The sequence below is a fragment of the Dyella sp. 01L423 genome (assembly GCF_056399945.1).
In genome coordinates this window covers 936,251-950,728 of record NZ_JBFTSI010000002.1, presented here as the reverse complement: position 1 = coordinate 950,728, position 14,478 = coordinate 936,251, and the positions used below count along the sequence as shown (strand labels likewise).

At 65.3% G+C, this 14,478-nt stretch carries 4 protein-coding genes; all 4 read left to right on the top strand.

What is annotated here, in order from left to right:
- Positions 1-348: 348 nt before the first annotated feature.
- The 4 genes from AC1DMY_RS10790 to AC1DMY_RS10775 all read left to right on the top strand — a co-directional run bounded on the left by AC1DMY_RS10790 (position 349) and on the right by AC1DMY_RS10775 (position 14,473).
- A complete protein-coding gene (locus AC1DMY_RS10790) occupies positions 349-1,329 on the top strand; it encodes a fatty acid desaturase (protein WP_477164947.1) in 981 nt (326 codons plus the stop codon).
- Between the two features lie 137 nt (positions 1,330-1,466).
- On the top strand, positions 1,467-1,943 hold the full coding sequence (locus AC1DMY_RS10785) for a hypothetical protein (protein WP_477164946.1): 477 nt from the start codon (positions 1,467-1,469) through the stop codon (positions 1,941-1,943).
- Between the two features lie 167 nt (positions 1,944-2,110).
- Positions 2,111-3,097 (top strand): helix-turn-helix domain-containing protein, encoded by a 987-nt coding sequence (locus AC1DMY_RS10780; protein WP_477164945.1) that lies wholly within the window; start codon positions 2,111-2,113, stop codon positions 3,095-3,097.
- Between the two features lie 471 nt (positions 3,098-3,568).
- Positions 3,569-14,473, top strand: a complete 10,905-nt coding sequence (locus AC1DMY_RS10775; protein WP_477164944.1) for an autotransporter-associated beta strand repeat-containing protein — start codon at positions 3,569-3,571, stop codon at positions 14,471-14,473.
- Positions 14,474-14,478: the final 5 nt, after the last annotated feature.

The window sequence follows — 14,478 nt, the reverse complement described above, 5'->3', positions numbered from 1 at the left end:
CGGGTGGGCGAGACCGGGGCGGGTACACCAAGACGGGTAGTGTGCCGCGGGGCAGATGAAGCGGTCGTCGTTGCCGGCGCGGGCAGGCATCCTGTCGTCCCGCGTGAGCAACAGGTTCGGGGCAAGCCTCGTGTTCCCGGATCCGCGACTGGGTGACCTTGTTGGCGGGTTATATTTCGACCGGCCCGCCCTGGAACCCGAACTGAGATTTTGCCGGGGATATGGGTTTCAATAGGGAAGGATGGCGAATCGTTGCCGGGGGCGGTTGTCAGCGCTGCGGATCGACCACTGAATGTCAAACGGCACCGCTAACTTAAGCGGGGACCATGGTGCACTTAAGGGTAGACGATGGATCGACAGGCAGCGGTAGAAGTGGATGGCGCTCAAGCAGCGACCGAACGGCGAACGTCCAGGCATGTCCCCATCGACCTTCGCGCCAACTCGGCGCTGCTTGGCGTCGTCGCAAGCGCCGTACTGATGCAATTCATCGCATGGCCATTCCTGCTGCGGCAGTACGGGGCGTCCGCGCTATGGATCGCCGTGCCGCTCGTGGTGGCGACCCCGATGCATTGGGGGTTGATCCATGAAGCCATTCACGGACATTTGCTGCCCCGGCGATGGCTAAATGAAGGGGTTGGGCGGGCCCTGTCAATCGCCTTCATGTTGCCGTTCGACGCGGCCCGTTTCGGGCACCTGATGCATCACCGCTATACGCGCGAATCCTTTGACCGTCCGGACGTGCATGACGGTGTAACGCATCCCGTGCTCGCTCGCGTCGGTTACTACGCGCATTTGCTGGGCGGCCTCTATCTCGCGGAAGTGGCGCTGCCCTTGCTCACGCTGCTGCCGGCGCCATGGGTCTCTCGACTTGTCGCCCATAAGCTTCGCAGCGAGGAACCGGCCGGCCGTGAGGTGCAGCGCCTGTTCGTGGCCTTTGCCGGCAATGCGCAACGACGCGCCCTGATACGGCGCGACTGGGTACTGTCGGTCGCGCTCCACGCCGGCGCATTTTATTTGTACGGGCGATGGTGGCCCGTGCTTGCGGCAACCATGTTTCTACGCGGACTGTGGCTCTCGGTCGCGGACAACCTGCCGCACTACGATGTCGTGCTCGACGAAGATGCGCGGGCCCGCAATTTTCGCGCGCCGGCCATCTGGCATCCCGTGTTGATGAACCATCATCTTCACCGCCTGCATCACCAGCATCCGACACTGCCGTGGACAGCGCTGCCGCCGCTCGCTCGCGCTGTTCCCATCGCGCCAGATGCCGAGGCCGGCTATTTCCGGGCGGCATTCCGCCAGTTTCGCGGCTTTGGCAAAGTGCGCTGAAGGGAGCGAGCCTGCTCGCGCCGCAAGCCTTGGGCAGAGACTCGAATCATGCATGGATGCTTGCAGGTGTATAACCGAGCGTGCACCCCTGTCGCACAGGCAGCCAAGGTGCATGATGCAGGCGGAGGCATGGATTCATGGCTGAAAAACCAACTCCCGAAGACGCCGCACTATGGCAACGCCGGCTGGCCTCCCAGGCCAATAATCGAGCCTGGACGCTCTCCGAAAAGGCTCGCCGCTCGGCTGAGGAAGACGAAGAGATGCTGCAGGCCGCCCATGCGGCCATGTACTTATGGAAGATGGCTGGCAACGCAAGCAATCATGCCCATGCGGCGCAACTGCTTGCTCACGCGTACGCGCTGCTCAAGCTTCCCTCGCCCGCAGCACACTACCTGAGAAAATCATTGCCATACTTCGAGCAGCACGACAGTGCGCCGTGGGAGCTGGCGTTTGCCCAGGCGGTCGCAGCCAACGTGGCCGCTGCGCAGGGCAATGCAGCGGCACACGCCAGGCACTATTCGCAGGCGCAGGCCGCGGCCGCACAGATCACCGATCCACAGACGCGCGAGATGTTTGCTGCCACCTTGCGCGTAGTGCCTGCGCCTGATCCCTGATGTAAGCGATGGGCCCTTACTGTCGCATCCATTGCGCCGGCATCAGCAAAATCCTTCATCGCTCAAGGTGAGTGAGCGCAGGATCTTGCATGCATTTGGAGGCGTGATGCTCGTTGCAAACGCGCGTGGTACGTCCTGCTAGCATCGCTCGCCGAAACCGACCTTGCTTGCTGCACGAGGTCGGGCAGGTGACGACATCGAAAGCCGACAAGGGGCGATTGGTGATGACTGGTGAAGGGGATGTTGCCGTCGATGCGGTTGACGCGGACGAGCGCAATGATGTTTTGCGTGACTTGACGTGGCCCGTCTTCGAGATGATGCCCCCTGTGGCGCACAACGGTGTTCTGCTCAACGGATCGAAAGGTTCACCTGCCGCCGCGCCGTTCAATCGTCAGCGTCACCATCGCGATCGCCGTCTCGCGGTACAGATCGGACTGGATCATTATCTTGTGCAGCTTCTGCCGCCAGACTCGCTGCAGGGCGGCAACGACGACAAGCATCATCGCGCGGACGTCGGCGACATCTGTATTTTCGATCTTGCGAATGCGCCCGATCAGCAGATCGAGCCGCCATCGATCACGTCGATCGTGCTGCCGCGGCAGGCGCTGGAGAAAACCATCGGTTCGCGCAACCTGCATGGCGCTGTGCTCAAGGCAGGCGGGTCGATGACGCCCTTGATCGCTTCCCTTCTGCATGGTCTGTGTTCGCTGCAAAGACCGTTGCCCGACATGCAGGCCATGGCTGCGCAGGAGGCGCTGATTACCCTGTTATCGGCAGCCTTGAAGGGTGACGTGAAAGACGAGTTTGCGGAAGATTCGCCGCTCGGCACCGGGTTGCGTCAGCGTATCGTCGAATTCATCACGGGCAACGTCCATGTGCTGGAGTTGTCGCCGGATTCTCTTTGCCGCCGCTTCAAGGTATCGCGTGCCCATCTCTACCGCGCATTCGCCAGCGATGGCGGCGTGGCGAAGGTACTTCGCGAGATACGGCTGGATGCGGCCTATCGGGAGCTGACCGGGGCGGTGCGCACGCCGCGTTCCATCACGGAGATCGCCTACAGCCTCGGCTTTTCCAGCGGCAATCAATTGCTGCGAAGTTTTCGGGCGCGTTTTGGCATGACGCCGAGCCAAGCCAGAGCGGGCGAACAAGGCTAGATAGTGCCGCGTTGTCAGGCGCGCCCGGCAGGTTTTCCTGCAACGCCGATTGCGTCACGATTTGTAAAGAGACGTCACGCCGAACGAAAAGAGACGTCACGCCGATTTCCTCTCGTGCCGGTTGCATACGCTTGCGCCGAGCTTTCCTTAAGACGCCGCAGGCACGGTACAGGGGATCGATCTACGCGTGCCAGCGGGCCATAGGCCGGAGAACCCCCTCCGGCTCAGGGGCTGTGCCAGTACCTCCGCTTCCCATGAATTTGAATCGATTCAACTTCGATGGCCGCGTCGTGCGTTGTCGCGCGCGCGGGTGCGCTCGTCGTGCTCGCGGCGCCAACGCATTCGTCCAACTGCTCGTCTACCGGCGCGCGACGCGCCAGCGAACAACAGGCCTGGATTCGGCCTGACTGACGGCGGCGAACGCGCCGCCAACAACAACTGCATCTGTTTGCACATCGACAGGGGAACGTGATGAACCGTGTATTCCGCATCGTCTGGTCTACGGCCTCGAACGCGTGGGTAGTGGCTTCCGAACTCACCGGCAAGCACGGCAAGGGACGCGGATGCGCCGCGTCGGCGACGATCGATGAGCGGTCATCACCCTTGCGCACGTCGCAAGGCGCGTGGACGCTACGCCTCGGTGTGCTGATGGGATTGGCGTCACTGTATGCGGCGCCGGCGTTTTCCGCCGACCGCTACTGGGACGTCAACGGTGGCTCGGCCGGCAGCGGTGGCACCGGCACATGGGACACCTTGTCGCCGTACTGGAACGCAGCCAGCGATGGCGTCGCTGGTCCTTTCGCTGCGTGGAACAACGGGGCCATCGACAACGCTGTGTTCGCCGGCACGGCAGGCACGGTGACGCTGGCTTCGCCGATCACCCTCAACAACCTCACTTTCAGCGTGGCCGGTTACACCCTGATCGGTGGCACGCTCACCCTGGCCGGTACCACGCCGACGATCGCGGGCGCCGGCACGATCAACTCGGTTATTGCCGGCAATGCTGGGCTCATCAAGAGCGCAGGTGGCACGCTGACACTGAACGGAGCGAACACGTTCAGCGGCGGGATCACGGTCAATGCCGGCACGCTGGCGGTTGCCAACGATGCCGCACTGGGCGCCGCCAGCAACGGCATCGCCATGGCGGACGCATCGGGGCTCAGTGCCACCGCTGCGCTGGCTGCCAGTCGCGTGGTGACGCTGAACGGCAACGTCCATGTCGCGGGTGTCGGCGTCGGATCGGCTCACTTCACCGGCATCGGTGGCGTGCTTGCCGGTAGCGGTGTCACGTTGAGCAACAGCGCCAGCGATTACACCGGTCAGACGGCCTTCAATACGGGCGGCACCTATGGGTTCACCTCTGTCGGTGACCTCGGCGAGGCCAGTGCGCTGGGCGCGCCAACCACGGTGGCGAACGGTACCGTGGTCGTGGATGCGGGCGGTGGTCTGAGCGGCACCTTGAATTACAGCGGCAGCGGCGACAGCTCGAACCGCAACTGGACCTTCAACAATACCTCCAGCGGTGGCAACTCGCTCAGGAATATGGGCACCGGCACGCTGACGCTGTCCGGCGATATCGTGCTGGGCGGCTCCTGGACAACGAGCCAGGGCCTCGTCGCGCAGTCGGGCGATCTGGCGTTGCTGGGCGTGATCAGCTCTCCCGGTGCAGCGCGGCCGGTTGCCTATAACGGTACGGCCGGGCGCAGCATCACGCTGGGAGGCGCCAATACCTACACGGGCGCCAGCGGCATCACCACGATCACGGTGTACGCACCCGTGCTCGCCGATACCGGCACGGCCAGTTCGCTCGGCACCGGCGCATCCGGCAACATAGGTCTGACGTCGGGCACGTTGCGTTACACCGGCGCAACTGCGTCGTCCAACCGCATCTACACGTTCGACGGCGCAAGCACGCTCGCCAACGACGGTACGGGCGGGCTTTCGCTCACGGGCGCATCCAGCTTCACTGCGGGCGGCATCGACTCGATCACACTGGGCGGCAGCTACGCCGGCACCAATACGGATTCCGGCGTCATCAGCGGCACTGGCAGTGTGGTGATGAATGGTTCCGGCAACTGGGTGCTCAGCGGCGCCAATACTTATGCCGGCACCACGACTGTGCAAGCAGGCACGTTGACCGCGGGCAGTGCGAGTGCCTTCGGCGTATCGAAGGGCCTGATCGTCAACGGCGGCACGCTGGACCTCAATGACCTTGCGATTGCTGCGCCGTCGCTGGCAGGCACGGGCGGCAACGTGGATCTGGGCAGCGGCACGCTCACGCTCAACGCCACCTCGGGCAGCACTTCGTACGCGGGCAGCATCGGTGGCACCGGCGGTCTCACCAAGCTTGGTGCGGGCACGCAGACGCTCACCGGCGCCAATACGTATACCGGCGCCACCACGATCGGCGGCGGCACGCTGGCGCTGGATTTTTCCGTGGCGGGCGCACCGGCCAGCAACATCGTCAGCAGTAGCTCGACGCTCAACCTGGGCGGCGGCACGCTTTCCATCAAGGGCGCGACCGGGGCCACCACGCAGGCTTTCAATGGCCTCAACGTCACCGCCGGCAACAACCGCATCAGCGCCACCGCCGGTGCGGGCGGCCTTGGCGTCTCGCTGGGCGGGATCAATCGCAGCGGCGGCCTGGTCGATTTCGCGTTCAACACCGGTACCACCATCAGCACCACGCATGCGGACGGCGCGCTCGGCGGCTGGGCCACGGTCAACGGCACGGATTACGCGCAGGTGAGCGGTGGCATCATCACCGCGTTCACCAACTATGCGGACAAGGACAACGCGAACACCTGGTCGAACGGTGACATCGTCAGCGACGAGGGCGGCAATGCCAACACGCCTTACACCGGCACGGTGAATGGCAGTGTCGCGCTGGGCGGCATGAAGGTCGCCGCAGCGGCGGGATCCACCGTGAACGTCAGCCCGGGCAATACGCTGAGCGTAGACGGCAGCATCATCGTGTCGCCGACCGCGGGTACCGCCAACCAGACCATCCAGGGCGGCTCGCTGACCGGCGGTGCCGCGGGCAGTCCGCTGGGCGTGCTGCAGAACGCTGCCGGCAACTTCACCATCAGTTCGACCATCATCGACAACGGTGGCGCTACGGGCTTCGTCGTGGGTGGGCAGGGCACGGGGACGGTGTCACTCACCGGCGCCAATACGTACACCGGTTCGACCACGGTGAGTGGCGGCACACTCGCGTTCAATTCCGTGGCAAACGGTGGCGCGGCGAGTGCGATCGGTGCGTCGTCCAATGATCCTTCCAACCTGGTGCTGGAGAACGGCACGCTGCACTACACCGGCGCGACTGCCAGCACCGATCGCGGCTTCACCCTGGTCAACGGTGGTCCTTCGCGCACGATCCAGGTGGATGGCAGCACGGATCTGACGTTTAGCGGCGTGGTCACCAGCCCCGACGATGCCGGCTTCACCAAGACCGGCACCGGCACGTTGACGCTATCCAATGGCGCGAACGATTTCGTTGGGCCGGTCACGGTGAGCGCCGGCCTGCTGGCAACCGGCACGCTGGCCAATGGCGGCGTTGCCAGCGGCATCGGTGAAGGCGGCACCGCGCCGGCCAATCTTGTGCTGCAGAATGGCGGCGGCCTTGAGTACACGGGCGCCGACACCTCGACAGACCGCGGCTTCACGCTCGCCGCCGGCCAGGGCCACGTGAGCGTCGACGCGGCGGCAACCACGCTGACCGACAGCGGCACGATCGTTGGCGCCGGCAATCTGTACAAGGATGGCGCCGGCACGCTGCTGCTGTCCGGCGCCAACACTTACACCGGTGGCACGACGATCACGGGCGCCATCCTGCGTGCCGGCTCCCCCACTGCCTTTGGCGTCAATGGCGTGATGACGGTCAATGCCGGTGGCACGCTGGATGCCTCCACCTTCCAGGTCAACATCGGCGGACTCAACGGCGCGGGCAATGTCACGCTGGGCACTGGCGGCGGCCTCACCATCAACGGCAACGGTACGTTTTCGGGAGCCATCAGCGGCGCGGGTGGCGTGACCATCACCGGGCACAGCGAGACCTTCACCGGCTGCGGCAACAGCTATACCGGCGCCACCATCATTTCCTCCAGCACGATCACGACCGATTGCCTGGCCGACGGTGGTCAGGCCAGCGGCGTCGGTGCCTCGAGCAGCTTGCCCGCCAACTTGCAGATCGCCGGCACGCTGGCCTACACCGGCACTAGCGTCAATATCAACCGCGGCATGCAGCTCACCGGCAATGCGGTGATCAACGTCACCAATGCCACCACCACGTTGGGCATCAGTGGCGCGATCACCGGCGCCGGGCAGTTCCAGAAGTCAGGGCCGGGCACGCTGGTGCTGAGCGGCAGCAACGCCAATACGGCGGGCACCTTCGTTTCAGGCGGCACGCTGGGTGCGGGTGTCGCCAATGCCTTCGGTACGGGTTACATGACGCTGGCCAACACGGCCGGCGTGTTGCTCGACCTCAACAGTTTCAACACCAACGTCAGCTACCTCGACGGCGCTGGCACGACAGGCGGCAACATCGATCTTGGGAGCGCCACGCTCACCGTGACGACCGGCAGCAATGCGACGGGCGGCGCCGATTTTGGGGGTGCCATAAGCGGCACGGGCAATCTGGTCAAGAACGGTACCGCCCTGCAGACCTTGTCGGGTGCGGCCAGTGACTACACCGGCACCACCACGGTCAATGCGGGCACGCTGCAGGTGGACGTGCTCGCCAACGGCGGCCTGGGCAGTTCCATCGGTGCGTCGAGCAATGCAGCCGGCAATCTCGTGCTTAACGGCGGCACGCTGCAATACAGTGGTACGGGCAACAGCACGGATCGCCTGTTGACGCTGGGGCCGTCCGCCAGCAGCGCGCTGAACGCATCCGGCTCGGGTGCAGTGCAGTTCACCAACACCGGCGCGCTCGCGTTCAGTGGCGCCAATACCGCGCAGACCGTGACGTTGACCGGCAGCAGCACCGCCGACAACAGTCTCGCGTTGCAGATCACCGATAACGGTACTGGCAAGACTTCGGTGAGCAAGACCAGCGGCGGGACCTGGATCCTGCGCAACGCAGCCAGCACGTACACCGGCGTCACTACCATCTCAGGCGGCGTTCTTGGCGTGGACCATCTCACCAACGGCGGGCAGGCCAGCAGTATCGGCTCCTCGTCGAATGCGGCCAGCAACCTGGTGATCGGTACCAGCACCCCTGGCGGCGCGACGCTGCGCTACACCGGCACCGGCGACACTACCGACCGCCTGTTTACCTTGTTGATCGGTAGCAGCGTGATCGAATCGTCCGGCACGGGTGCCATTGTGTTCAGCAATACCGGCTCGGCGGCTTACGCCGGCAGCGGCGCGCGTACGCTGGGTCTGGGTGGCGCCAACACTGGCAACAACACCATGGGCGGCAGCATCATCGACGGCACCGGTGGCGTTACCACGCTGGCCAAGAACGATGCAGGTACCTGGCTGCTGACCGGCAACAACACCTATACCGGCAACACTGTAGTCAATACCGGACTGTTGCAGATTGGCAATGGCGGTACCACGGGCTCCATCGCCAGCCCCACCGTCATCGTCGACACGGCCGGCACGCTGGGCTTTGACCGCTCCGATACGTCGACGCTGGCCGGCACCATCTCCGGCGCGGGCGACGTGGTGCAGTCCGGCACCGGCACGACGGTGTTGACCGCGACCAATACCTACACCGGCGGCACGGCCATCACGGCAGGTGTGCTGCAGCTGGGCAACGGCGGCGCGAACGGCTCCATCCTTGGCAACGTGGCCGACAACGGCACGCTGGCCTTCGACCGTTCGGACGTCTATACGTTTGGCGGCCTGGTGACCGGCACGGGTGGTGTGACCCAGCTCGGCAGCGGCACCATGGTTCTTACCGGAACGAACAGCTACGCGGGCGCCACGAACGTGCAGGCGGGCACGTTGCTGATCGACGGCAACCAGTCTGCTGCCACCGGCGGCACCACCGTGCAGAATGGCGCCACGTTGGGCGGCGTCGGTACCATCGGCGGCAGCGTGACCGTGGCGAGTGGCGGCGCGCTGAATCCGGGCGATGCCGGTGCAGCGGGGACGCTCACGATCAACGGCGGGTTGACGCTAGGCGCCAACTCGACCCTGAACTATCAGTTCGGCCAGCCCAACGTGGTCGGTGGCTCACTCAACGACCTCACCGTGGTGCACGGCAACCTCAATCTGGATGGCACGCTCAACGTGTCCGCCACGCCGGGCGGCAGCTTCGGCCCCGGCTTGTACCGCATCATCAGCTACGACGGCACGCTCAACGATCAGGGCCTGGCGCTCGGCGGCAGCTCGACCGGCAACTACCAGGTGCAGACCTCGGTGGCGAACCAGGTCAACCTGATCAACACCGGCGGTCTTACGCTGAACTTCTGGGATGGCGCCAACGGCCACACCAACAACACCGTCGACGGCGGCAACGGCGTCTGGCAGAACAGCGCCGGCAACAGCAACTGGACCAGCCAGACCGGCCAGGTCAATGCACCGTACACCGATGGCGAGTTCTCCATCTTCATGGGCGCGCCCGGCACGGTGACGGTGGACAACACGCTCGGCACGGTCACCAGTTCCGGCATGCAGTTCGCAGTGAACGGGTACACCGTGACCGGCGATCCGATCACGTTCGTCAGTGGGCAGGACGTGGTTCGCGTGGGCGATGGAACCGCCGCCGGCGCGGGCATGACCGCCACCATCACTGCGCCATTGAATGGTGCCGGCACGCTGGTCAAGGAAGATCTTGGCACGCTGATCATCAACAGCATCAACAACCTCACCGGAGGAACTGCCATCAATGGCGGTGTGTTGCAGGTGCAGGGCACCAACGGCGTCGGCGCCCCGGGCGCTGCGGTCAGCTTCGATGGCGGCACGCTGCGTACGACCCAGAGTTCTGTGTTTGCGCACCCCGTCACCATCAACCAGGGCGGCGGCACGTTCGACATTGAGGGTACTGCCCTAATCGTCAACCAGACCATCGGCGGCGCCGGCCAACTCACCAAGATGGGTCCCGGCACGTTGACGCTCTCGGCTACCAACACGTACGCCGGTGGCACGGCGATCAACGGCGGCGCCCTCAAAGTGTCCAGCGACGCCAACCTCGGCAACGCGGCGGGCGCGCTGTCGTTTGATGGCGGCACCTTGAACAACACCGCGGCGTTCACGTCGGCGCGTGGCGTGACGCTGGGCAATGGTGGTGGCACCTTTGATACGACCGCCGATCTCACGCTTGCCGGCACCGTCGGCGGCCCTGGCACATTGAACAAGATCGATGCCGGCGCGCTCGTGCTCACCGCAGACAACACCTATACCGGTGGCACCACCATCGCCAGTGGCGTACTGCAATTGGGCAACGGCGGCACCAGCGGTTCCATCCAGGGCAACGTGGCCAACAACGGCACGCTGGTGTTCGATCGTACCGACAGCGTGGCATTCGCCGGCGCCATTTCCGGCACCGGCGCGCTGGAGCAGCAAGACACGGGCACCACCGTGCTCAGCGCCGCCAACAGCTACACCGGCCCAACCGCAGTGCGTGCCGGCAGCCTGATCATCAATGGCGACCAGTCCGCGGCCACCGGAGCTACCACGGTCGACAGCGGCGGCACGCTTGGCGGCAAGGGCATCATCGGCGGCGATGTAAGCGTGGCCGATGGCGGCACGCTCAGTCCGGGCGACGTCGGCAGCGCGCCCGGCACGCTGACGGTCAAGGGCAGCCTGGCTTTGAGCGACGCCTCCAACCTCAACGTCAACCTCGGCCAGGCCAATGTGGTGGGCGGTCCGCTCAACGATCTCGTGCAGGTCAACGGCGATCTCACGCTGGACGGCACGCTCAACGTGTCGGTGACCTCGGGCGGGACGTTCGATCCGGGCATCTACCGCATCATCGGCTACACCGGTGCACTCACCAACAATGGTTTCAACATCGGCTCGGTGCCGTCGCCCGACTACTTCCTGCAGACTTCGATCGCGCAGCAGGTGAACCTGGTCAACACCAATGGCCTGTCGGTGAATTTCTGGGACGGCAACGGTGCGCGCGGCGACGACCTGGTGCAGGGCGGCGATGGCGTCTGGCAGGGCACCACGGGCAACGACAACTGGACCTTGCTCGACGGTTCCATCAATGCGTCGTATCAGGACAGCAGCTTTGCCGTGTTCGCCGGCGCGGCCGGCACGGTGACCGTCGATGCGACGACCCAGGGTGCCGTCAACGCGAGTGGCATGCAGTTCGCCACCGACGGCTATCGCGTTGAGGGCGACGCGATTGCCTTGGTCGGATCGGCGCCGGTCATCCGCGTGGGCGACGGCACCACCGCCGGCGCGGCCATGACAGCGACTATTGCCTCCGTGCTCACCGGCAGCAACGGCATGACCAAGTCCGACCTCGGCACCCTGGTGCTGGCGGGCAACAACACCTACACCGGCGGCACGACGATCACCGGTGGCACGTTGCAGCTGGGCGAGGGTGGTACGAGCGGCTCGATCGTGGGCGACGTAGTCGACAACGGCGCGCTGGCGTTTGATCGTTCGGACGTCCAAACGATCGGAGCCGCGATTTCCGGCACCGGCGGCGTCACGCAAATGGGCAATGGCACGACCACGCTCACCAGCAACAACAGCTATACGGGCGCCACGACGGTGTCTGGCGGCACGCTGCTCGTCGATGGCGACCAGTCCGCCGCTACGGGTGCGACCACGGTGCAAAACGGTGGCACCCTGGGTGGCTCCGGAACGATAGGCGGTGATGTGACGGTGGCCAACGGCGGCACGCTCAGCCCCGGCAATTCACCGGGCACGCTTACCGTCAACGGCAACCTCACGCTCAACGCGGGCGCGACCGTCGACTATCAGTTGGGTCAGGCCGGCACAGTGGGTGGCAGCCTCAACGACCTCACCGTGGTGCATGGCAACCTCACGCTGGACGGCACGCTCAATGTCTCCACGACGCCGGGCGGCACGTTTGGCGCTGGCGTGTATCGCCTCTTCAACTACGACGGCACCCTGACCGACAACGGCCTGGCGATCGGCACCTCGCCGACGGCGAACGTTTTCGTACAGACCTCGCTTGCCAACCAGGTGAATCTGGTCAACACCGATGGCCTGACGCTCACTTTCTGGGACGGTCCGGGACATGCGAACGATGGTGCGATCACCGGCGGCACGGGTACCTGGCGCCTCGCGGACAACGACTACTGGACCGACGCCAGCGGCACGCTCAACGCGCCGTTCACCAACGGCTCGTTTGCGATCTTCGGCGGCACTGGCGGCACGGTGACGGTGGACAACACGAACGGGCAGGTGAGTGCCTCGGGCATGCAGTTCCAGGCCGACGGCTATCGCGTCACTGGCGATGCCATCGAACTGGCTGGCGGCGCTTCCACCATCCGGGTGGGCGATGGCACCGCGGCGGGCGCGAGCATGACAGCCACCATCGATGCCGCACTCACCGGCGCCAGCATGCTGGTGAAGGACGACCTGGGCACGCTGGTGCTCACCGGCGCCAACAGCTATGGCGGCGGTACCGACGTGCACGCCGGTACGCTGCAGGTGGCCAACGACGGCAATCTCGGCCTGGCGGCAGGCAGTCTTTCCATCGACGACGCAACGTTGCACACCACGGGTAGCTTCCTGAGCAATCGCACCGTCGGTCTGGGCGGTGCCGCCACCATCGACACGGATGACGGCACTACGCTGCAGCTGAGCAATGGCATCCAGGGCACGGGCAGTCTCACCAAGAACGGCACCGGCACGCTGATGCTGGGCGGTACGTCAACCTACGGCGGCGACACCACCGTTGCGGCCGGTACGCTGAGCGCCGCAGTGGCCAACGCATTCAATGCCTCCTCCGCGACGACCGTGCAGAGTGGCGCTACGCTGGATCTTGCCGGCTTCGCCCAGCGCACGGGCGCACTCACCAACGCAGGCACCGTGAACTTCGGCCATGCGCCCGGCACCAGCTTGACCGTGCAGGGTGATTACGCTGGCCAGGGCGGCACGTTGAACTTCAACACGGCGCTGGGTGGCGATGGTTCGGCCACCGACATGCTCGTGGTCACCGGCAACACCTCAGGCAACACCACGGTGCAAGTCACCAACGTGGGCGGCACGGGCGCGGCGACCACGCAGGGCATCAAGCTCATCGACGTGCAGGGTGCATCGAACGGAACCTTTGCGCTGAAGGGCGATTACGTCTTCCAGGGCCAGCAGGCGGTGGTGGCCGGCGCGTATGCGTATCGGCTGTACAAGGACGGCGTCGATGCCCCGGACGGCGACTGGTACCTGCGATCGGCACTGACCGATCCGCCGACCGATCCGGGCAATCCCGGCACGCCGGGCAAACCAGGCGCGGGCGGCGGTGACCCGACGCCGCTGTATCAGCCTGGCGTGCCGCTGTACGAAGCCTATGCCGGCATCTTGCAGCAGGCGAACACCCTGGACACGCTGGTCCAGCGCACGGGCGACCGCCAGTGGGCGGATGGGCAATCCAACGACGCCATGACACCGGGCGAGGGCGTGTGGACGCGCGTACAGGGCGGCGACCACACCATCAAGCCGGAGTCCAGCACCACTGGCACCAACTACGACGTGTCGGACTGGAAATCGGAAGTGGGCCTGGACGCGACGCTCGCCGACAGCGGCTCGGGCAAGCTGGTCGGAAGCGCGTCGCTGCACTACGACCACTACAACTCCGACGTGAGTTCGGCCTACGGCGACGGTCGCATCAACACCCGCGCCTATGGCGTGGGCGCCGCGCTCACCTGGTACGCCAGCAACGGCCTCTACGTGGACGGCCAGCTGCGCTGGATGCACCTGGATTCCGATCTGCACTCCAACACGCTGGGCATGGCCGAGAACGACAACAAGGCCGCCGGTTATGCAGCGGGCGTGGAAGTCGGCCAGCGCTTCCACCTGAGTGATGCATGGTCCATCGTGCCGCAGGCGCAGTTGACCTGGGGCAAGGTCTCGTTCGACGGCTTCAACGACGCGTTCGGTGCGCGCGTGTCGCAGCAGGCCGGCAACGCGGCCGCGGCGCGCGCTGGTACGGCCATCGACTACCTGAGCACGCATTCGGGCGACTCGGGTCCGGTCGTCACGCACCTGTATGCCATCGCCAACGTCTACGACAACTTCAAGGACGCGGCGCAGGTGAACGTGGCGGGTACCGACTTCAGTACGCGCAACGAGCGCTGGTGGGGCGGCTTGGGCCTGGGCGGCTCGCTGGACTGGGCCGGTGGCCGCTACTCGGTATACGGCGAAGTGCAGGCGCAGACCGGACTTTCGAACTTCGGCGATTCGCATGCGTTGAACGGCACGCTGGGTTTCCGCATGCGTTGGTGAGGGAC

Excerpts from the sequence above, each read along its gene's own strand:
- AC1DMY_RS10775 (WP_477164944.1), top strand. The coding sequence starts at position 3,569 with ATGAACCGTGTATTCCGCATCGTCTGGTCTACGGCCTCGAACGCGTGG.
- AC1DMY_RS10785 (WP_477164946.1), top strand. The coding sequence starts at position 1,467 with ATGGCTGAAAAACCAACTCCCGAAGACGCCGCACTATGGCAACGCCGG.
- AC1DMY_RS10790 (WP_477164947.1), top strand. The coding sequence starts at position 349 with ATGGATCGACAGGCAGCGGTAGAAGTGGATGGCGCTCAAGCAGCGACC.